General features: G+C 65.5%; 16 protein-coding genes and 2 pseudogenes. 8 read left to right on the forward strand and 10 right to left on the reverse strand.

Annotated features, from left to right (window positions below):
• Positions 1 to 599: 599 nt before the first annotated feature.
• Both DM816_RS44265 and DM816_RS08365 read right to left on the reverse strand, forming a co-directional pair.
• A pseudogene (locus DM816_RS44265) lies at positions 600 to 1,157 on the reverse strand (transposase family protein); the annotation flags it as partial.
• Positions 1,158 to 1,175: 18 nt separating this feature from the next.
• The gene (locus DM816_RS08365; protein ID WP_117209577.1) at positions 1,176 to 4,496 is read right to left on the reverse strand and encodes a tetratricopeptide repeat protein; all 3,321 of its coding nucleotides are present in this window, start codon (positions 4,494 to 4,496) and stop codon (positions 1,176 to 1,178) included.
• On the opposite strand from DM816_RS08365, the gene DM816_RS08370 reads away from it, so the two are divergent.
• Positions 4,410 to 5,105: a hypothetical protein gene (locus DM816_RS08370; protein ID WP_162907240.1), complete on the forward strand. Its 696-nt coding sequence runs from the start codon at positions 4,410 to 4,412 to the stop codon at positions 5,103 to 5,105. The genes DM816_RS08365 and DM816_RS08370 overlap by 87 nt on opposite strands.
• A gap of 385 nt (positions 5,106 to 5,490) precedes the next feature.
• Here DM816_RS08370 and DM816_RS08375 read toward each other — a convergent pair whose 3' ends face one another.
• The gene (locus DM816_RS08375) at positions 5,491 to 6,081 is read right to left on the reverse strand and encodes a hypothetical protein (RefSeq protein ID WP_162907241.1); all 591 of its coding nucleotides are present in this window, start codon (positions 6,079 to 6,081) and stop codon (positions 5,491 to 5,493) included.
• A 182-nt stretch (positions 6,082 to 6,263) separates the two neighbouring features.
• On the opposite strand from DM816_RS08375, the gene DM816_RS42315 reads away from it, so the two are divergent.
• Complete coding sequence (locus DM816_RS42315) at positions 6,264 to 6,401, forward strand: hypothetical protein (protein ID WP_162907242.1); 138 nt, start codon at positions 6,264 to 6,266, stop codon at positions 6,399 to 6,401.
• 262 nt (positions 6,402 to 6,663) lie between these two features.
• Here DM816_RS42315 and DM816_RS08380 read toward each other — a convergent pair whose 3' ends face one another.
• Positions 6,664 to 6,906 (reverse strand): hypothetical protein, encoded by a 243-nt coding sequence (locus tag DM816_RS08380; protein WP_162907243.1) that lies wholly within the window; start codon positions 6,904 to 6,906, stop codon positions 6,664 to 6,666.
• Between the two features lie 61 nt (positions 6,907 to 6,967).
• Here DM816_RS08380 and DM816_RS08385 point away from each other — a divergent pair, with 61 nt between their 5' ends.
• The 3 genes from DM816_RS08385 (at position 6,968) to DM816_RS08395 (ending at position 9,390) form a co-directional block, all read left to right on the forward strand.
• Positions 6,968 to 7,696 (forward strand): tetratricopeptide repeat protein, encoded by a 729-nt coding sequence (locus DM816_RS08385; RefSeq protein WP_162907244.1) that lies wholly within the window; start codon positions 6,968 to 6,970, stop codon positions 7,694 to 7,696.
• A 357-nt stretch (positions 7,697 to 8,053) separates the two neighbouring features.
• Positions 8,054 to 8,656 carry a DUF4240 domain-containing protein gene (locus DM816_RS08390; protein WP_117209612.1) on the forward strand — a complete coding sequence of 201 codons (603 nt, stop codon included), beginning with the start codon at positions 8,054 to 8,056 and terminating at the stop codon, positions 8,654 to 8,656.
• A gap of 221 nt (positions 8,657 to 8,877) precedes the next feature.
• Positions 8,878 to 9,390: a hypothetical protein gene (locus DM816_RS08395; RefSeq protein WP_162907245.1), complete on the forward strand. Its 513-nt coding sequence runs from the start codon at positions 8,878 to 8,880 to the stop codon at positions 9,388 to 9,390.
• 277 nt (positions 9,391 to 9,667) lie between these two features.
• Here DM816_RS08395 and DM816_RS08400 read toward each other — a convergent pair whose 3' ends face one another.
• The 6 genes and pseudogenes from DM816_RS08400 to DM816_RS08425 form a co-directional block, all read right to left on the reverse strand.
• On the reverse strand, positions 9,668 to 10,858 hold the full coding sequence (locus DM816_RS08400; protein ID WP_117209583.1) for an ABC transporter permease: 1,191 nt from the start codon (positions 10,856 to 10,858) through the stop codon (positions 9,668 to 9,670).
• 18 nt (positions 10,859 to 10,876) lie between these two features.
• The gene (locus tag DM816_RS08405) at positions 10,877 to 11,482 is read right to left on the reverse strand and encodes an ABC transporter ATP-binding protein (protein WP_425455228.1); all 606 of its coding nucleotides are present in this window, start codon (positions 11,480 to 11,482) and stop codon (positions 10,877 to 10,879) included.
• Between the two features lie 65 nt (positions 11,483 to 11,547).
• On the reverse strand, positions 11,548 to 12,282 hold the full coding sequence (locus DM816_RS08410; RefSeq protein WP_162907246.1) for an efflux RND transporter periplasmic adaptor subunit: 735 nt from the start codon (positions 12,280 to 12,282) through the stop codon (positions 11,548 to 11,550).
• Between the two features lie 103 nt (positions 12,283 to 12,385).
• Positions 12,386 to 12,883: a hypothetical protein gene (locus DM816_RS08415; protein WP_117209586.1), complete on the reverse strand. Its 498-nt coding sequence runs from the start codon at positions 12,881 to 12,883 to the stop codon at positions 12,386 to 12,388.
• A gap of 70 nt (positions 12,884 to 12,953) precedes the next feature.
• Entirely contained in the window at positions 12,954 to 13,496 is a 543-nt protein-coding gene (locus tag DM816_RS42320; RefSeq protein WP_162907247.1) for a hypothetical protein, read from the reverse strand.
• Between the two features lie 1,451 nt (positions 13,497 to 14,947).
• Positions 14,948 to 16,066, reverse strand: a pseudogene (locus DM816_RS08425) (IS630 family transposase).
• Between the two features lie 188 nt (positions 16,067 to 16,254).
• On the opposite strand from DM816_RS08425, the gene DM816_RS08430 reads away from it, so the two are divergent.
• The 3 genes from DM816_RS08430 to DM816_RS08440 all read left to right on the forward strand — a co-directional run bounded on the left by DM816_RS08430 (position 16,255) and on the right by DM816_RS08440 (position 21,293).
• Positions 16,255 to 17,562 (forward strand): vanadium-dependent haloperoxidase, encoded by a 1,308-nt coding sequence (locus DM816_RS08430; RefSeq protein ID WP_246001711.1) that lies wholly within the window; start codon positions 16,255 to 16,257, stop codon positions 17,560 to 17,562.
• Positions 17,563 to 18,276: 714 nt separating this feature from the next.
• The gene (locus DM816_RS08435) at positions 18,277 to 20,856 is read left to right on the forward strand and encodes a nitrate- and nitrite sensing domain-containing protein (RefSeq protein WP_117209588.1); all 2,580 of its coding nucleotides are present in this window, start codon (positions 18,277 to 18,279) and stop codon (positions 20,854 to 20,856) included.
• Positions 20,853 to 21,293, forward strand: a complete 441-nt coding sequence (locus tag DM816_RS08440; RefSeq protein ID WP_117209589.1) for a roadblock/LC7 domain-containing protein — start codon at positions 20,853 to 20,855, stop codon at positions 21,291 to 21,293. Before DM816_RS08435 ends, DM816_RS08440 begins: the two co-directional genes overlap by 4 nt.
• The last annotated feature ends 65 nt before the right edge of the window (positions 21,294 to 21,358 follow it).

Raw genomic sequence — 21,358 nt, forward strand, 5'->3', positions numbered from 1 at the left:
TCCGAAACGGCGCGGTCTGCGACCGGGCAAGGGAATCCAGCACTTCCCGCTCACCATCGGATACCGGTAACGGATCGGCAGCAGCAGTCATGACATCGAATACTACACAACTGTCTATTCAAAACTGAGACGGCACACTAGCATTCCCAGCAACGTAAATGGGCAACTGCGGCCGAGTCGAGGCGTCATAGCAATTTATCGCGCCGCAAAAGCGTCCGAACAGTTGTCGCTGTTTGACTTGGTCATGGTCGGAGTTAGACCGGCGGCTGGTACGACGGTGGCTTGTGCCGTACCGGCTGCTATCACGGATCCAGCAAGGGACAAGGTGGTGACCACGACCAGTCGGCCGAGGACGCCGCAGGCGGATCGAATGCCCATTCGTTGTCTCCTTCGATCGAAGTGCCGGTGCCCGCATAGGCGCGGTACACCTCGGTTAGGTTCGCGCTGCTGACCGGTGGCGGGCGAGAGGCTCGGTGATCCGGGACCGTCGCGGCCATGTCCGCTGCGGCTTCATATATGGAGTCACTCGCTTTCGCGGCACAGACAAGCTGGTCGATGACCACTCGATGAACGAGTCCGAAGTTTGGGCTGGCTAATTGGTCGTAGGCGATGAGTGATCTCTTGTGGGGTACACCGGCGTTGGTGTTGTGCCAGGTGCAGGCGGCCATGGCCAGCAAGCGTTAGCCGATCCGAGCGTAGATGCCGCCTCCGGTATGTGTGCCCCGTGTTGTTGGCCCAAGTACAGTTGGCCTTTCAACGTGTCCAAGATTGCTTCGATCCACTGGCGCATACGTAACAAGCGACGTCCGGTCGGGACCGGGTCGGCGGTGTTCTTACGGGCCGGGGCGGACCAGGTGCGTACCCAGGCCGTCGAGCAAGGTTTCCACCTCGCCCCCCGGGCGAAGCCCTTGTTGGCCAGGATAATCTGCCCGACCGTGATGAGGTGATGGTCGACTCCGAGCAGGGCGGTTATCACCTCCCGCTCGCCGAGCTTCGGGTTGGCCAAGGCGCCAGGTGACCGGCATGCCCTTCCACGGTGCACACCAGGTACCGGCGCATGCCCCAGAAGCTACGCGAGTGCGAGGCGCTGTAATCGTATCCGGCGTCACCGACCAGATCCGAGCGTTTCGCGGCTCCCGAGATGCGCCGCAAGGTACCGCTCGAGGCGCCTGTGTTCACTTTTCGTCGGGTGACCGCATATGGCTTGTAGTAGTTCTTTTCGAACTCGTATGGCGCGATCGAATTTCGTTGTATCGAAGAGCAAGGGTCCGAGGGTTTAGCCGCCCGTAGGGGGCGTCTAATGCCAGGTGTAGGTGTGGATTTATGGCGACAAGGATATCGGCTATCCGTTTAACACCAGGGCGTGACATGTGGGAGTTTCTTTGCGGTGGCGTCAGCTGGTCCCCGATGGCGGTATCCCACTTGTTGTTGAACCCGATAAATGTGTCGGCCACTGCTTGGCGGATCCAATCTTCGTGGAGTGAGTCGGCGGCGGCGAAGGCCGAGGCTGCCATTGCCATACCGATGACCTGCTCGCGTGGAGGCGTTGACGTCGTGGGGGCGTGGGTGACGAACGCCAGCATGTCCCCGGCATCGAGCATGAGATCGCGCAATGCCCTCTTATCCCCTCTGGGTGAGGCAAGGGCGGAGGTCACCCATCGGCGGGTATCGAGCCGGATGTGGAAGTCTGCGCGGGACAGGTGGAGCCGGTAGCCGGTTTGGGTATGGATCGCGTCGGCCTGGCTCGCGGTCTGGCGTGCTTGATCGGACTCGCCGAGATCGTGGTGGACGGCGGCCAGGACGCTGAGGGCATAGGCCTGCAGATGGCGCCAGCCTGATGTCTGCGCTTGCATCAGCGCCTGCTGGATGTCGTTGGTGGCCTCGGCGAGGCGGCCCAGGTGCCGACGATCGGAGGCCAGGCCGATGAGCGTGGCGATTGTGAGATAGCGTTCCTGGCTTTGCATAGCTGTCTGGTAGGCCTCGAGGCGGGTCTTGAGTGCCTGCTCAGGGTTGCCGATACGGTGGTAGGCCTCGGCGAGGGCGTTGAGTGCGACGGCAACCTGATAGTTGCGGTGTCCGCTTTGCCGAATCAGGTTGACGGCCGCGGACGCTAGTTCTATGGCGTGACGGTTGTTTTCTGTAGCTGAGTGGATCATAGCGAGAACGGCGAGCGTTTCGGCCTCCTCGGCGCGGTTGCCGTTTTGGCGATGCAGGTCGCGTGCCGTGGCCAGGTGCGCGATGGCCTTCTCGGTACGGCCGAGCAGGTGGTATGCCAGGGCCAGGTGGGTCCGTGAGGTGGCTTTCATCGCTGGGAAGCCCAGGATGTCATGTATTGCGAGTGCGTCCTCGAGGCTCTTGATGGCCAGGTCGAAGCGACCCATCATGAGGTGGGTAAGGCCGAGGTTGGCCAGGACGGTGGCCTGCCCGGCGACGCGGCCGGTGCGCTGGTTCAGGGTCAAGGCTTCGTGGAGTTGGCTGATGGCGGCATCGAAATTGCCTTGCTCACTGCACTGGGCGCTGCTGCTCGCGAGGATTGCAGCTTCCCCGTCGGCCCAGTCGGCTCGCCGGGCAGCGGCCATCGCCAACTGAAAGTGCTGGACGGCCTGGTCAGGGTGGTCTTGGCGCCAGTGCAGCACGCCGAGACTTAGTTGGGCGCTGGCCTGGGCATGTGCGTTGTCGTCATGTTGAGCCGCGGCCAGCGCCGCGTCTGCGGTGGTCTGCCAGCTGACGGCGTGCATGCGGTTGCTGAAATAGCCGCGCAGGCCGTCGGCCAGTGACCAGGCGGCCGGTCGGGGGCCATGCTGCCCGGCGTGGACCGCGACGGCGACGAGGTTGAGGTGTTCGGCGTCCAGCCAGGCCAGTGCCCGGCAGGCGTCGTCGAAGTGGGTTGCCGGCTGTGTTGTGGTGCCGGGTAGCCGCAGAAGGTGGGGGTATAGCAGTTGCGCGGCGGCATCGACGCGATTGTGGTAGTGCTGCAGCAGTCGTTGTATGGCGGCTTGACGGGCCGGTGCGGGTTCTTCCCGCTGGGCGATGTCTGCGGCGCACAGGCGGATCAGGTCATGGCCGGCGTAGCGGTCGCCGCGGCGGTGGAGCAGATGCGCGTCGTGGAGGATGTCCAGTAGGCGTCGCGTCTCCTCGATGGGCAGGTCGGCCAATGCCGCGGCTGCCGGTGCTGTGGTGTCAACGCTGGGATCGACGCCGATCAGGCGGAACAGTCGTTGGGTCGCCGGGTCGAGTCGTTGGTAGGAAAAGGCAAACGCGGCACCAACTGCGGCCTGGTCATCGCCGACGACTTGCAGGGCGGCCAGTCTGTTGGTTGCCAACTGCTGCACGTAGTCGTTCAGGTCGAGGCCGAAATCGGAGAGGTTGGCTGCCGCGATGCGCAATGCCAGCGGCATCCTGCCGCATGCCTCGATCAGCATGAAGGCGATCCGCCGGAGGGCGCGTAGCCGCTGACCACCGATCAGCCTGGCCAGAAGTAACGCAGCCTCTGCGGTAGACAAGGGTTCCAACGCGATTCGTTGGGCACCCTCCAAGGCCGCCAACCCGCCGAAACCGGTCCGGCTCGTGATCAACGTCAGGTTCCGGCGCCCCGGGGGCAGCAGCGCCCGCACTTGCGCGGGAGAAAGCGCATTGTCCAACACGATGAGCATCCGCCGTCGAGCGATGATGCTGCGATACATTGCGGCGGCTGCGTCCAGATCAGGCGCAATCTGCTCGGCGGGAACCCCCAGGCTGGTCAGCATATGCGACAAGGCTTGCGCCGGCGGCATGGGTTCGGTCGGGGAGAAGCCGCGCAGGTTGAGGTAGAGCTGGCCGTCGGGGAAGCGTTCACTGACATGATGCGCCCAATGTATCGCCAGGGCGGTCTTGCCAACCCCGGCTGCCCCGCAGATGACAACGGGCACTGGTGGCCTCTGGCCGAGCGTTGCCAGCAGGTGGTCCAGGCGGCGAATCTCCTGGCCACGCCCACTGAACTCTGCGATATCCGCCGGTAGCTGCGCGGGCTGCACGGTAGCCACCGTTACGGGCTCCGCTACTTCCGTTGCCGCGGCAGCATCGACTAGAAACTGGACACGTTGATCTCCCTGCAACCCGAGCGCATCGGCCAGCACACGGATCGTGGCCGGCCGTGGCCTGCCAGCGCGGCCAGACTCCAGGTAACGGACCGTACGTACTCCCAACCCCGCCCGCTCAGCCAGTTCCTCCTGGGTCAAGCCGAGTCGTCGGCGGTATGCCACCACCGCTGCTGCGAACACTCCACCAAAATAGCGTCCACCATCGATATGTGGCGAGCGTTTGCCTGCCAGATGCCTCCCGGTTGCCTGGGCCAATCCACCGCACAGGCATAGCTTTCCACCAGATCCCTGCCGGCCGAGGCCAAACCTCCACGATGCAAGGAGACAACCATGGCACCACACCGCCGCACTGGCGCCGGCGCGTTGCCGTATCCGAGTTCTGAGACGGCAGCCGGTGATGGGCGTCCCGATCCGCACGCCGTGGCCACGGCCGCCGGGTTCGTGGAAGCGTTGCGGCAGTTGAGGAGCTGGGCGGGTGTAGGCTTTCGGCGGTTGGAAAAACGCGCTGCCAACCTGGGGATGGTACTGCCGCGCAGCACGATCACCGCGGCGTTAAAGCGGGAGGTGTTGCCGCGGGAAGAATTGGTGGTCGCGCTGGTCCGGGCTTGCGGCGGCGACCAGAACGACGCGGGCCGGTGGGTGGCTGCCCGGCGGCGTATCGCCGCAGGCACGTCACAGCCCTGGCCATCGTCGGCGTCTACGCCGCCGGTCCGGGAGGTGACGGGTCGTGCCAGACAAGGGCGGGGCGGGTCAGCCGCTGCCGGTGCCAGGTCGATCGCCCTCGACCGAGGAACGCCCGCCGACAGCCAGAGCGGCGTATTGCCGCTGCCGCCCCAGCGTCCTCATGACATGGCAAGGTTGAGCGGCCAGATGGCACAGCTAAAGCTTTTGCTGACAGTGGCATCCAGGCCCGCGGGATCAGCCGTGGTGATCTCCACCATCGAGGCGATGGTCACCACAGATAAAACGACATTCGAGGTACATGCCGGGCACCACGCGCCCGCCTGCATCGTCATCTACGTGTGAGCGCAACCAGCTCGGCCACGGCGACCTTGGCGGTGTACTGATAGGAGCTGCGCCGACGGCCTGACTCAGTTCGCAGGATGCCACAAGCGATCTGACGGGCATGTTCCTTTCTGCGGGTGGGGTCAGCGGACCGGAGCTCGGACGTTTGTAGCGGACGAGAACGATTGTGGTGTCAGCGGCGGGGCCCGGGACGTCAAGCGTTTCGTTCGTGCTGTCGGAGAGGCAGCCCGAACCGTGGCGGGGTGTTGGGTCGGCCTGCAAGATCAGAAGGTGGCCGACGTGTGCATGCGGGGGACGGGCCGAGGAATTTATCGTGGTGGAGGACGTCACGGCGGTCGGCTGCGGGTTGCTGCAGCCGACCGTTGTATCGATTCTGGAGTTGCTGTTAGGACATGCCGCTGATGCTGACCATGCCTATCGTGATGCGGTCGCTGGTGCTGCCGAAGACCACTTTCAGTCCCAGCGTGAGCGTGCCTGCCGGGGTGAAGCTGGCGGGCACGGTGTAGCAGAGCGGGCCGAGCGTGGTGCGGTCGGTGCCGTCGTCGAGCATGACCAGTGCCGAGTTGGGTGTGGTCATGCTGGTCAACCGGGTTTGGCTGATGTAGGTGCGCCCGGCTGCTGCCGTGGGGCTGATGGCGTAGCACACGGTCACAGCGTTGACCGAGGTGTTGTCCCAGGGCAGACCGAGATGCATCCACTGGAAGTCTGTCTCGGCCGAGATCTGGGTCGGGGTGAGCACGACGGCGGTGGACGGGCAGCAGTACGGCGTCGCGGTGAACCTGGCCGTCGCGGGGCCGGAGGGCCCGTTGGCGGTGGCGCCGAGCGGGCTGTACCTGGCTGTGACGGCAACAGCGTTGATGCTCGGCGGGTTGGCCGTTTGGTCGGTAGCCGCCGCGGCGCTGGTGATGAGGAATCCGGTGGCCAGGCATAGCCCGGCTATCGAGATCGACGCCATGATGCCTCTGATTCTGTTCACGGAGATTCACTACCTTTCTTTCGGGTTGGCCGGGTTACTCGTTCGGTCCGAGCTGGCGCTGCCAGTTGGTGTCGGCGTTCAGCTTCAGGCGGGGCAAGGGACGCCCGCGAGTGGTCCGGGCGGCGCGGGACTGTCCCGGTCCGCTCTGGAGTTTCAGCTTTGTGACGCAGCCAAGGGTGTCGATGGCTACTATGCTGAGGCTGGCGGATGGGGTGACCGGGGTGGTGGTGCAGTGGCTGAATCTCCTGAGGGAAACGGTCGGCCCGATCCTGGTGCGGCGGGCACAGCTGCCGAGTTCGTGGGCGCATTGCGGCGGTTGAAAGCCTGGTCTGGCATGGCTTCCGGAGGCTGGAGCGCCGTGCCGCGGCAGCTGGGCAGGTGCTGCCGCGCAGCACGATCACAGCGGTGCTCAACCGGAATGCGCTGCCCCGGGAGGAGCTGGTGCTCGCGTTAGTGTGTGCCTGCGGCGGCGATCAACATGAGGTGGCCCGGTGGGTGGCCGCCCAGCGGCGTATCGCCGCAGCCATACTGTCGCCTGTGCCTTCACCTGAACCGCGGGTGGACGGCGTACCATCGGTGACCTCAATGGTTCGGCCGGTGCGGTGCACGCTGCCGGCCGATCAGGCTCTGTTCGTGGGCCGGGACAAGGAACTCGAGCAGATCACCGCCGAGGTCGCCGATGCCGCCCAGGCTGGTGGGGTGATCACGATCCATGCCATCGATGGCATGCCCGGCGTGGGTAAGACCACCTTGGCTGTGCATGTGGCGCACAGGCTCACCGATCGGTTCGGTGATCGGCAGTTGTTCGTCGATCTGCGCGCCCACACCCCAGGGCAAACCCCGGTGCGACCATCTGCTCGAAGAGCCGGTCTACCGCCGGTATCGGATGCACGACCTGATTCGCGTGTACGCCCAGACTTTGACCGCCAACCTCGACGCAGACACGATATGGCGAGCGGCTGCCGGGCGGTTATTGGACTTCTATCTGCAGAACACGGCCACCGCCATGGACCTCACCCATCCCTACGAGCGGGGGCGTCGTCCGGCTGTCCCGGCGACCGGCGGCCCGGCACCGGATCTGTCCGATCGACGCAGGGCTGCCCAATGGCTGGACATCGAACTGGCCAACTTGCTCGCTGCCACAGGGTATACCGCGGACAACGCTTGGCCCGAACACCTGTTACACATGTCGGCCCTGCTGCACCGGCACCTGATCATTCGTGGCCGTTACCAGGAGGCGGAGGCATTGCACCAACGGGCCCTCAACCTCGCCTGCGGCTTCGGTAACCAGCTGGCCCAATTGGACGCGCTGATCCGCATCGGCGAAGTCCGGCAGATGCAGAGCCGTTTACAACTGGCCGCCGACCACTTCGGACGGGCGCTGCAAATGGCCCGTGGCACCAGTATCCGCGACGGCGAATCGTACGCACGGGTCGGCCTCGGCGACATTCACCGTCTGCAGGGCCGTCTTCAGCAGGCCGCCGAACATTACGGGCAGGCGTCACGGATCGCTCACGACACCGGCAACCACGACAGCGAACTGGCCGCACTGGTCGGCCTAGCGGACGCCCTCCTGGCGCTAAGCCGCTATGAGCAAGCCACCGATTGCGGATGATGGTGGGTCAGGGCGGGATTGGGATGGCCAGTGGCGTGATGGAGACGGCCCAGGCCTTGCAAGGCTTCAAACAGCCAGTTGCCGTTGCCAAGCTCGTGCGCCAGGTCGAGCATCTGCTGGTATAAGCGCTACAACACGCGATCAATCTCGCCCAACCTGCAGATCAGGCCTGCGCCCACGACGGCCTAGCCCGCGCCCTCGGTGCACCGAAGAAAGTGTTCTGACCTGGACAGGTGGGTGAATGCCCGATGGACTCTTCCAGACTGATTGAGATCATTTTCCAATGCGGCTCGACTTGGCGATCAGACGCGCCAGGCGAAGCGGGCCCGTCCGGAGGGCTGTGGCAGGCTCGTGGCTGTGCAGCAAGACACCTTTTGGCAGGTAGTGGAAGCCTCCCGCGACCAGGTGAGCGACTCATTGATTGATGTCGACAATATCGCTGAGGCGATGGTTGACCGTCTGGTGACGCTGTCTCCAGCGGAAATTGTCGAATTCCATCACGTGCTCGACGGGTTGCTGCGAGAGTCGTATCGGCGGGATCTGTGGGCCGCGGCATATCTGATCAATGGCGGCTGCTCCGACGACGGATTCGATTACTTCCGTGGCTGGCTGATCGCGCAGGGACACAAGGTATGGCAAGCGGCGCTGGCCGAGCCTGACTCGCTCGCCGCGATCGTCACGGTGCCGTTCGTGGAGATGTTCGGCGCGGCGGAAGGAGAATCGGTCCTCGGAGTGGCGTCGGCGGCATATGAGCAGGTGACGGGTGATTACCACGGGTTTTGGGATGCGGTCAGCAGCGTCGAGGTAACCCGGCCCGATGCGCACGACAGCGGGCCTGCCGGTGAGGACTTCGACTTCGACGATGACGACCAGATGCGGGTGCGGCTGCCTCGACTATTCGCCCTGGTGGCGCAGGCCAGCTTCGACGATGTCGACGATGATGACGTAGAAGCGGAGTAATCCCGCAGGAGCTGGCGCGGGTGGTGAGGGCAGCACGGGTGGATTCCAGTGCGGAGACATCCCGGCAGTCACTGTTCGGCAACGCCCGGCCAGGCGCTCAGCCACATCCACCGGCCCACGGGCATCCTTGAGGTTGTACGTGAACGCCGCGATGATCCCTTGCAGCGCAGTGCTGACCGTCCGTGCTCGGTTGAGATCATGTGTCAGTGCTTGCGATACGGATGAACGATGCTGCTGCATCAGGGCTCGATGTGCTGTCGGGACTGGCGTCGATGATGCCGCCGGATGGGATCACACCGGCCTTGCAGTCGATGATCGCCAACGGTATCGAGCTTCGCGGCGAAGTGGTGGTCTGGACCGACGGTGCGCAGTGGGCGCAGCCACCTCCTGGCAATTTCCCTGACATGACCGGTTGGGAGTGCTTCGTCAACAGCTTCCACCTGGAGGACCTCGTTCCGGTCGATGTCGTCGTCTCCGACGACGGCCAACCATGGATATCCGACAGCGACCAGCTCGTGTTGCTGCGTCACGGCGTGGCGTTCGCGCTGGAGGTCTGCCGGTTGGTGGCCGCCTTGGACCAGCCAATTGCGGTGCGGTGCGTGGTCGCCACCAACAGGACCAACGGCACGTTCCGGTTCCACCGGACCCGCGCTGGGCAGGGCTGGGTGCTACCTGATCTTAATAGCTACCAGTTGGAGAAGGTCGTCGTGGTAGATGTGGAACCGCCTTCGTAGTCGACCTCTGCCAGCCGACGGTGACGCTGCATGCTGGGCAGCGATAGCAGCACCAACCGAAGTTGGCTGGGTTCGCCGACTGACGGCCGCTGTGACGCGGTGGCTCACCCGCTCCGGCGCAGGCTCCTGACCGCGGCGTGGGCGGCGTTCACGGAATTGCGTAAGGCTGTTGCAATCGAGATGTTCGCCAGCAGGTGTCTGTCTCTCGCTTGAGAGATCTGAACCCTTCCTCCCAAGCGGAGTCGTAGGATCGGCGAGGATTCCGCGGGCCATATCATCAGTCCCGAAGCGCGGTGGCCACGTCGAGCCGGGCCGCGACTACAGCTGGGATAATCGATCCCGCAAGCGTGGCGGCTGTCGTGGCGAGAACGCCAGTGGCGACGGCAAACCACGGGACGCCAGGCGGTTCAATGGCCGTGGCCGGATCTATCTGCGTGGGAACCCACCATTGTGCCCCGACTATGGCCAGACCGATGGCGCCCGCCGCACTTATCAGGCCAACCGCAATCGCCGCGAGCAGAATCTGCCCAACGATCGCTGTGCGGGTCGCCCCGACCGCTCGCCGGACGACCAGCTCGCGTGTCCTCTCCCCGATGCTGGCAAGCCCGATGTTCAAGATGCCCAGAGCGGCGATCGCCAACGCCACCGCGGCGACCGCCGAGAAGGCCAGCCGCTGCGATTTCAGCTGTTCGAGAAGGTATGCCGTCTGGTCCGCGCGAACAAGATTGCCGTCCAGCCTTCCGCCTGCGGCCAAGGCCACCCGGTTGGCGATGCCCGTGAGGGTACCGATATCGGCAGTGGGATGGTGGATCAGCAGGCGGACTTCTGTGTCGGCGAGTACCGCTGGTCGCAGCCTCAGCAGGGCGGGCAGGCTCGCGTAAATCCGCGGATCTCCGCCACCGTCCGCGATGATCCCCACGCCGGCGGCCGTGATGGCGGGCTGATCGTTTGTTACCTTCAGCCGCAGAACTGTCCCGACACCACCCCAGCGTCGCACGGCGGCCTGATTGAACAGCAGCTCGACCGCGCCGGCGGAATCCTCCGCGAGCCATCGGCCCTGTAAGACCGGCAACCGTTTGACCCGGCTCAACTCTCCGGCGATGAGCCGCATCTCCTGAAAGGACAACGGGGTACCGATTGGGTCTTCGGGCCGCCCGGCTCCGGTCCGGATGGACGGCTCGGCGACGATGGCGGCGGCACCGCCGCCGACGGTGACCGGCGTGGTTGCGAGTAGGGCGGCACGGAGCTGATCCGGTTGGGTCACGCCGAGCTGGAGGCGGGCGCCGAAGGTCGCGGCCCGGCCATCCTGCTGTTCCGCCGCTGCAATGAAAACCTCCGCCGTGATCAGGCTGAGCATGTTGATGGCGACGATGGCGAGCGCACCGACCATCAAGCTGAGTCCGGACAGGGCCGCCCGCCACGGGTGTGCCCGTAGTTCGCTGAGTGCGTGTCCCGCGATGTGACGCATTTTCCGACCTCCGATGGCCTAGGCGAGGCGGCCGTCCATGAGCCGCACGACCCGGTCCATGCCCTGGGCCACCTGCGGGTCGTGGGTCACCACGACGAGTGTCGTGCGGCGCTCACGGCAGGCGGTTCTCAGCGTGCGCAACACCGTTGATGCGGTATCGACGTCGAGCGCGCCGGTGGGCTCGTCAGCCAGGATGACGGCCGGGTGGCGCACCAATGCTCGCGCGATAGCCACGCGTTGCTGCTCGCCACCGGATAGCTGACGGGGTTTGCTGCGGGCTCGATCTCGCAGCCCGACAGAGTCCAGGGCAGACTCGACTCTTTGCGCTCGTTGCCGATAGTGCAACCCTTCGCCGTATCGCAGTGGGAGCTCGACGTTACGATATGCGGACAGGTGGCGTACCAATGAGTAACTCTGAAACACAAACCCGATGTGCTCGTTTCGCCATAGGGCTCTGTTTCTGTCGGATAGGTTCGTCACGTTCCGGCCCGCGATGGCAAGCGTGCCCTCGCCGACCGGGGTGAGCAGACCGAGCAGTGCGAGCAGTGTGGTCTTCCCGGAGCCGGAGCGCCCCGTGATGGCCACCGACTCTCCCTCAGCCACCGCAAGCTCCACGCCACGCAAGATGTCCAGCCTTTGCCTGCCCGGTAGCCAAACACCATGACACAGCCCGTCGGCCTCGATGACGTTCATGAAACCGGAACTCGTAGATTCGGCCCGAACGCGAGGACAGCGTCGCCCTCGGCCAGTCCGCCGACGATCTCGATCATCACGCCATCGCTAATCCCGAGCTTCACCTCGGTAAGCACGGGTTTGCCGTCGAGCACCTTAGCCACGCTGCCTCGAGTTTGGTCACCGGCGACCGCTTCCACGGGCAGGACAAGCACGTCGCGCCGCTGTGCCGTGTGAAGCGCGACGATCGCCGACAAACCAGCGATCGCCTTGCCGTCCTTGGTCAGCAGGCACAGGATGGTCAACGGAACTCCCCCGGCATTGGGCGGCGCCGGAGCTATGGCGGGCTGCTCGGCCTCGACCGGGCGGCATTCGGCGGGCCCTGGCCCGCCGATGATCTGCAACTTTGCGGACGTGGGGCCGTCATACATTCGGTAGGCGTGCGCCGGGGGCAGCTTGGCAAGTGCACCAAAACCGTTGTGCTGCAACACCACCACCGGGATGCGCGCCTTCACCTTCGCACCGGCTGGGACGAGCCACTGCACGATCACGCTGTCTTCCGGCGCCACGAGCTCCTGCCCATCGGCACTGCCGAGCGCAGCGCCGGCGGAAACCTGCCTGCCAGCGTTCATCCCGTCGGACGGACGGATCACCGACTCGACCGGAGCCGACACCGTATATCTTGGCCGCGCCTCAATGACGGCGTCGATCGTCACGACGGACACGATGTCACCGCGCTTGACCTTGACCACACCGCCTGCCGGGTCCATTGTGGACGGCGAAATCGCCGGAGCTGTCGCATCGCACCCGGCGACGGCGAACAACCCGCAGGCCAGCAAGACCCGTGCCAGATGCCTAATCCGCGTCCACACAATTCGTCCGAAGATGGTTGTGCGCCGCCGACACATCGCCCAGCTCGAACTTCGCCAATAGCTGGTCGAAATGAACGCGTGTGCCGTCATCAGAGAATCGAGTGTACTGCTCCATGGTGGGCAGTTTACGAAGCTGTTCAAGAGCGGTGGCCGTGCGAGCCGCATCCTTGCCGTATTGGTCCGCCCATTCGGACAGCCATGCACAGTACCAACGCGCCTGAGCAGTCGACTTGCCCCAGCCGATCTCGTATGTGTTGCCTCGCATCACCCCACTCCCATCAGGATAGGAGGGGAGAATAGGCGCCGGCTTCCACTGCGCTCCCGGCGGCAGCTTCAGCCGCTCGGTTTCCTGGTAATACTCGGCTGCCATCTCACCCGGATCCAAGAACGTTTGCTGGCCATTGTCTTGCCGTGGCGAATCACATCCGGCGGCAAGAAGCGTTATGGTCATCACGACATGGACGATGTTCCGTCTGATCATGTTCCTGCTTCCTCATCTCCCCGCAGATAGTAAGGGGTGACGGACACAAGCCCGCCACCCGCAGGTTCGATCAGTATCGAAGCGTGCCAGCCCAGGTAGCATCGCCGCCACTCGAAGAGTAACAGCATGCGGCCACCCGGAACTGCAGACCGTTGGCCGGGTTTGAGTGGATCGTCTTCCACCAGTCCGTGCTCGTCCAGATCACGCTACCGGTGATCGCGCTGTTACTGAGGTTATTGAGCCGCAGGTTCAGCGCCGAAGCCGGTCCGCCTTGGTACAGCAAGTTCGATGGGCTGAACTCGATGGGAATACCAGTCGCGGTCCGGTTGACGGTGTAGTTCGTCCAACATGAACTGCAGTCGGTGCGAACCTCTCCTCCGAGCGGCGTTTCCGCAGCATAGGCAGTAGCTGGCACCAGAACAAGCATGCCAATTGCCGCTGCGATCATGGTACCCAGCTTGTTGAGCAGCGCACGGCTACCCGAGGATTTCTTGAGAAGCATTGCCCCCGCTTCCATAAGAAACTTAAATGGCACGATCCGTGCCCACCGCTTAGCGTAAAGCGCCGGGAACGTTGCCGCAACCGGCCATCCATATTGGACAGCTTGCCTCATCCAGGGATTCGGCGCCGAAGATGTCAGCCACACATTCCTGAATTTTTGGACCGGGAGCCTGGCAGTGCGCAACGCCGTCCCCATCGCCGAAGCTGTGGCCGAGGCGCGTGCTCTGCAAATGGCGTGAAGCCGCTGCCCACGCCCTCGTCGCGACCCGGATAAGGCGTTCTCGCGGTGGAGACGCTGACCTGCCTGCCGGTATGCCCTATGAACAATCGGAGATCGCTTAGCGCCGACCCCACGCGTTTGGTCGGGAGCGAGCGGCACCGCTTTCGTTGTGCTCATAGCGGGTGCGCCAGTCATCGAGAGCGCTTGCACGCTCGGCATTTGCGGAGATTCACTCGCAAGTACACATGCTTTCCACTAACGGTTCGGTTCTGGACTGGCGATCTGTTGTCCTGCATCCGAGCCAGACGCGTCCACATCGGACAGGCTGGCTGCTCGAACGTGCCGCATGCCGTGTATTCCTCGCACCTAACCGTTTCGACGGTGCATGCGCTATGGGCCTGCACTGCTCCGTTGCTGGTCCACGGATCAGCCTTTCGGAACGGCCCAGGCTGTCATGGGCAAACTTGAGTTCAACCAAGGCGCATCTCGGATCGAATCGAGGGCCCCCACCAGCGGATCCTTCGGCGAGCATCCGACAAGTTGGAAGGCGCTTCGATGACGTGCGGCCGATCCGCACTGCTCCGTTGCTGCTCCGGACCCCGCCGAGCACCCTCAGTAGGTGACCGTCGCGGGCCGCCCAGAACACGTTGCGGAGATCGCCGCCGACGCGGTCGCCGAGCTTCCAGCCCGCCTCGCCGAGCCGTTTGTGGATCGCGTCCAGGCCGCCAGGCCACGAATCAACGCGATCCCAGCGGTAGGTGTAGTGGCTCGGTGCGGGCAGCGCCCCGGACCAGCCCTCCTCGGACGATGCAGGACTCACCTCCCGTACACGCACGTCGCTCAAAGTCGCCGTATCCGGTACTACCAGGCGGGTGCGACGAGACTTGCGTCGATTGGTTTCTCGCCGATATTCCAGGCGATAAGGGCGGCAAGGCCGCTGAGCAACAATCCACAGTGGACAGCCACGACCATAACTGCGACGGCGCGCGCTCATGACGGGCGGCCCAGGATACTGCGCATCACGGCAAGATAGCGTCCCAACCTCGTCCATTGGCGGCGTGTGAGCGCGCTCCGCTCGAGTACTTCCATTCGGGCGCCAGCTCCGGGCATCGTTCTCGCTCAGGTCGGCGACCGAGACGCTCGCTGTGCCGGTGATCCAGTTTGGATGATTGAGTTGTTCGTTCTCGATCAGCCCCCGCTATCGATACGACCGCGACCGTTCCCGAAACGGAACGATTTTCGGACAACAGGATTTCGGCGTTGCGCGACAGCCGATCCGGACGGCGTCCCAGTGAACGGCCGGGACCACCTAGTGCTCTGGCCGAATACGTTTGCCGGGTTGGTCAGGCCGCTGCGGTGAGTGGGCGTCCGCCCCAGCGGATGCCCTTTTCGCTGCGGACGCGGGCGCGTTCGCGGCGTTGGGCTGCCAGTACGTCGGGGTGGCGGGCGTTGTTGTTGCGCCAGCGCAGGTAGGCGTGCAGGGCCCGGGTTTGGGCGGTGTGGTTGCGGTGGTGGGAGTTGGCGATGGTGAACTGCCGCAGCGGGCCGAAGTGGGCCTCGATCGGGTTGGCCCAGGATGCGTAGGTCGGGGTGAAGCACAGCTCGACGCGGTTCTTGCGGGCCCAGTGGCGGATCGTCTCGCCCTTGTGGGCGGACAGGTTGTCCATGATCACGTAGATCGGGGCGCCGTCGGGCCGGGTGGCGCGGGATCGACTTCACTGCGGCCAGGGTGTTCGTGGTGCCCTTGCGGCGGCGGTTGACGCCCCACAGCCTGTCGCCGACCGAGTAGCAGCCGTGGAAGTACCGGATGCCGTGGGTGCGGCGGTAGGTGGACGGCAGCCGCTGTGGGCGTCCCTGCTCTGCCCAGCCTGCTCCGGCGTGGGCCGGATCCCGAGCGGCCCGAACTCGTCGAACGCAAACACCCGCTCCGGAAACCGGTCCAACACCTCTTCGATCCGGTCGAGCTTGGCGTCGCGGTCGGGGTCCGGGGACTCCTTCCACGTCTTGGTGCGCTGGAACGTGACGCCGCGGCGGGCGAGCAGGCGACGCAGGGCTTCGCGGCCGATGCGGATGACCCTGCCGTGGACTCTGCGCAGGTAGGCAGCGAGTTTGCGCAGCGACCAGCGGGTGAAGGGCTGGCCGAGCTTGGCCGGGCGGGTGGTGGCCGTCGTGACGACGAAGTCCTCGTCGTCAGGACTGAGCAGGCGGGGACGGCCTCCCGCCCATTGAGGGTCCAGGCACGCCAGGCCGATCTCGTTGAACCGGTGGATCACGTCACGGACGGTGTCCTCGTCGGCCTGGACCAGCTGGGCGATCACCGGGACCCGGTTGCCGCCGGCGGATGCCAGGAGCATCATCGCGCGCCGGTAGCGCACCGAGCTGGTGCTGCCCCGGCGCACGATCTGCTGCAGCTTCTGCCCTTCCTGGTCGGTCAACCTGCGTACACGGACAGGCTCGGCCACCTTGCCTCCAGCCGTCGGATCGGATGTCGTGATCATCCAAATGCGACAGCAGCTAACCCGGCGAACCTTCCCGGTCACAGCACCTAGCTCCACTAATCGTCCGAGGAACCGGCCAAGATCAGGGTGTTACGATTTTCGCGGCCCCATCGATGCAACTTGCGGTAACCCCCGCCGACGAAGGGACCCCCATGAAACATCCCTATCGGACGCGCCGCTCGACCCGTTACGTGGCTGCCGCTGCGGCTGCCGCGCTGATGTGGACGTTCGCCGTCACGTCGATGCCCGCACAAGGAAACTCTCTCCCCCCGAGCACCAATTCGGTCATCATCTGGAACGCCAACGCCCAAACGGCCATTTGGGACGTCGCAGGCGAGTCGCCGTGGGTCCAGGCCCGCAGCTTCGCCATGGCGCAGACCGCCGTCTACGACGCGGTCAACGCGATCGCCGGCAAGCCATACCAGCCGTTCCTCGCCGCACCGCGGGTCAGCGGATATGAGTCCACCGACGCGGCGGTCGCGACAGCGGCTTACCAGGTGCTCGTGGCTCTGTTCCCGGCACAGCAGGAGCGACTGCGCGCCCAGTACGAGGACTACATCAATAAGATTCGCAACGGCCGCGCGAAGCTGGACGGGATCGCGGTGGGCACCCAAGCCGCCAACACCACGATTGCCGCCCGGCAAAACGACGGGGCGTTCGGCAATGAGCCATTTACCGTGGGGACGGAGCCTGGCCAATGGCGCCCCACGCCGCCCACCTTTGGCAATGCCGGCCAGTGGGCAGGACATCTGAAGCCGTTCTTCATCCCCGGCCCGTCGACGTTCCGCACCTCGGGCCCTCCCGCGCTCACCGGCGACACCTACGCGAGGGATTTCAACGAGATCAAGGTGATCGGCTCGGCGAACAGCACGGTGCGCACTCCCGACCAGACGGACGCGGCCATCTGGTGGCATGATCGCCGGCTCACCCAATGGGAGATCAACCGCCAACTGGCGTCGAGCCAGCGGCTCAACGTCCTGCAGAGTGCGCGGATGTTCGCGATGGTGACCCTGGCGGCCGCCGACGCCAACACCGCCTGTTTCAACGAGAAGGGCACGTGGAACTTCTGGCGGCCGGTGACCGCGGTCCGGCTGGCCGACACCGACGGCAATCCGGCGACCGAGGGCGACCCCAATTGGACTCCGCTACTTATCACGCCGCCGAGCCCGGACTACACATCCGGGCACACCTGCTACTCCGGCGCGACGATGAACACGCTCAAGTATTTCTTCGGGCGTGACGACATCGCCTTCGGCGCGACCAGCATCGCCTCCGGCACGACGAGACACTACCGCAGCTTCTCGCAGGCGCTCGCCGAGGTCATCGAGGCCCGCATCTGGGGAGGCATACACTTCCGCTCCGCCGATGTCGAAGGCGCGAAGATCGGCAGGGCGGTCAGCGACTTCCTTGTCAAGCATCACTTCCACCGGCTAGACGCGACTAACCCCAATGCCGCCTAGCTAGCGGGCTGGCTTGGGTGTGTCAAGAACCTGTCGATGCTGCAAATGCAACGGAGCTCCGACAGAGGGATTCGTCCTCCCAGGAAAGATCTCTGCTGGGAGCTCCGCTGTCTGTTCAGTCCGTCATGCGCCGTACCATCACGGTTGCTCAGGGTCGATTCGCGCCGGCGTCTGAGCGAGCTGACACAGATCGTTTCGTTCGAGATCGTCGATGCCGTACTGCCGTCGCCGCCAAGGACTGCATCGACGTACAGGTTCGGGTGGCCGGCGAGACGATCATGCCCCCGCATCGCCCGCAATCGGGTTCCGCCCACGCGACGAACCGCGGAACACTGCGGAGACGTCGTTCGGCGTCACGAGCCCGAAGTTGGTGTTCGCTTCGCCGGCGGGTGCACGGGTGGCCACGGTGGTGCTCATGAAGCGGCGCGCTGCTGACCGGCCGCGTCCGGATGGGTCACGCGGCCCTGAGGTCGCTACGTCGGTCCATTATGGACAGGCACGGGACGCGCTGTCGGGGTTGCACACCTGGTGTTTTGGTGATAATTAATGTCTTTCGTTAAGCGAAAATTAATACGTCTTGGCACGAGTGGGGTCAGTTTTGGTACGCGCTGCGGGGTGCGCCCGCGCGCGAACGGTTGCCCGGAGCTAAAACCCCCACCGGATAACTCGACCGCGTGGAGGAGAGCCGGTGCATAGGGTGTTGGGTCGGCCGTCGTGAGGATTGCGAAAAAGCTGCTCATGCTGGTTATCGTGCCGCTGGTGGCGGTGGTCGCGTTCGCGGCTGTGACGGTGGCTTTGACCAGCGGTCAGGCCATCCAGGCGGAGCGGCTCCGGCTGCTCGTGCTCGCCGGCGCTGAGGCGGGTGAGCTGGTGCACCGGTTACAGCAGGAGCGGGTCTTCGCCGTCGATGCGCTGGTGGGCCGGTTGCCAGGCGCAGTCGACTCCTACTTGGACGTTACGAAGGCCAGTGACGGCGCGATCGACCAGTTCAGGTTAGCGCGTTCGCTATTGGCTGAATTGCCCGAAGGCACGGCGCAACTGCTGGATCGCGTCGACCGGCAGCTCGGCCAGCTACCGGCGCTGCGCCAGCGGGTGATCTCGGGCCGGGGTTCGGCATCGGCCTCGGTGTTCTCCTACCGGATCCTCATCGCCGACCTGGTGTCCTATCGCGAGTCAATGGCGCAGGCCGGCGGGGCCCCGGCGGCCATCGGCGACCGGATGCGGGCCACGGCCGCGTTGACCCGGGCCGCCGAGTTTGTCGGGCTCCAGCAGGTGGCCGTGCTGCGAGCGACCGAGCTGGGCGAGCTGACACCCGCGGCAGCGCAGGAGATCACCGCGGCGCGCACGGGCTACACCGAGGCGGAGCTCACCTTCGCCGCCCTGGCGGGCCCGACCTGGCGCCAGTGGATGGAGGAGGCGCTGACCGGAAGCGAGATGGTGGAAGCGCAGCGGCTGGAGGACGGCGTGGCTCGGCTGCAGCCCGGCGACCGCCTCGTGGTCGATCATCCACAGTGGACCCGCGGGATGACCACGCGGTTGCAGCGCCTGGAGCGGGTCGAGCAGCGCGTGGATGCGGCCATCGTAGACGAGGTGACGCGGATGCGCGATGAGCAGCGGATGCTCGCGGCCATCCAAGCCTTGGCGGTGATCGGCATCGTGATCGTGCTGTTGGCGCTCGCGGTCTGGCTGGGCCGGCCCATGATCCGCGGGCTCCGCCATCTGCGCGACGCGGCACACAGAGTGGCCTACGAACAGCTGCCGTCGGCTGTCTCGCGCCTACAGGACGAGACCGTGCTGGGCGAGCTGACCCCGCGGCAGTTCGCCGACCGCATGCCGCCGCCCATTCCGGTGCGGGGCAAGGACGAGCTGGCCGAGGTCGCCTCGGCGTTCAACTCCGTGCATCACGCCGCGGTCCGGGTCGCCGCCGAGCAGGCACTGGTGCGTGTGGGCATCGCCGCGATGCTGGTCAACCTGGCGCGGCGGGGCATGGGCCTGGCCGACCGGCTGACCGCCGAACTGGACAAAGTGGAGCGCGACGAGCAGGACCCCGACCGGCTGGCGGTGTTGTTCCGCCTGGACCTGCTCACGATGCTGTTGCGCCGCACCAACCACAGCCTGCTCGTGCTCGGTGGTGACGCGTCCGCGCGGGCCGGTGCCTCCGACGAAAGCCTGCCGACGGTCGTGCGCGCCGCGCAGGGCCAGATCGAGCAGTACGAGCGCGTGGATTTGGCCGCGGTCGACGACGTGTCGATCAAGGCGGGCGTCGTGGACGACCTGGCCAAGCTGTTGGCGGAGGTGCTGGACAACGCCTGCCGGTACTCGCCGCCGCAACGTGGACCCGATGGGTTGCCCCGGCCCGATGTGGTGGTGTTCGCCCGGTCCCTGGGTGATCGCGTGGTCATCCAGGTGATCGACGAAGGCGTGGGTATCGACTCGGACCGGCTGCGGGAGTTCAACGAGCGCATGTCGAGCCGGCCCCAGCTGGACCTGACGGCCGTGCGGACCATGGGCCTGACGGTGGTCGGCGAGCTGGCCAACCGGCACGGCATCGTCGTGCACCTGCGCCAGCGCTCCGTCCGTGGGACCATCGCCGAGATCACGCTGCCCGTCGATGTGTTCACCACGGCGCAGCCGAGCCTGCCGTCGCGCCCGGCGACGACCCTACCCGCCCTACCCGCGGCCGCGGGCAAGCGATCGGTGGCCCCGGCCGCGCCGCTGTTCAAGCCCGCGCAACGGCCGCTCGTGCCGAGCCAGAGGACGTCCGAGACGGTGTCTGTAGCCGCCGACCCGGGAGCCGCCCAAAAGGGGGCCGCCGACAAGGGAATCGGCGACAAGGGCAGCGGCTCAGACAGCATGTCGACCATGGCGGTCCCCACGGTGTCGGCGGCGGCCGCCATGGATGACACGATCGAACTGCCGATCTTCCAGCAGTTGGCATCCCGATGGTTTGCCACGGCCGACTCCGACTCACCGGGACCGCAGGGCGACAACGGCCGGGCCGGTGGGACAACGGATGCTTGGGCGTCGCCGGCCGATGCGGGCTGGGTCGCCGCCAAGTCGGCGGCGGAGCCCCCGACGGGCGGCCTGACCGCGGCCGGGCTGCCGAAGCGGATCGCGAAGGCGCAGCTGGTCCCCGGTTCCGTGGCGGAACCGACGCGACCGTTGCCTGAATACCGAGACCCGGCCACGGTCGGTGCCACCATGGCGGCCTACAGCCGTGGGCTCAACCGCACTCGCCTGGGCCGAACAGCTGTGCCGCCGACCGCAACCGATGACCAAGGAGTGTCCGCGTGACCAACACCAACCCAGAGCTCGACTTCCTGCTCGATGACTTCGTCGGCCGGGTGCCCCACGTGGCCAACGTCATTGCGGTCTCCGCCGACGGACTGTTGATCGCGCGTAACTCGAGCCTGCCCAGGGATTCGGCGGATCCGCTCGCGGCGGTGGCCGCGGGCCTGTGCAGCCTGTTGCGCGGCGCGGCCCAGCACCTTCAGGCCGGGTCGGTGGTCTCCAATCTGACCGAATTGGACGGTGGGCTCATCTTCACCATGTCGGTGTCGTCCGGCGCCTGCCTGCTCGCGCTGGCTTCGCACGAGTGCGACATCGGTCAGGTCGCGCACGAATTGGCCGAGCTGATCAACAAGGTCGGCCCCGCGCTGACCCCAGGGATACGCATCGAACAGGTTGCCGTCCCGCTGAAGGGTCGTTATGCGGCAAGGAGCGCGCCGTAGTGTCAGAAACACAGAAACCAAAGACATTTTGGCGGTACCGGCCGGGCGCCCCGAAGCCTGTCAAG

The sequence above is a fragment of the Allorhizocola rhizosphaerae genome (genome assembly GCF_003426775.1).
Taxonomy (GTDB): Bacteria; Actinomycetota; Actinomycetes; order Mycobacteriales; family Micromonosporaceae; genus Allorhizocola; species Allorhizocola rhizosphaerae.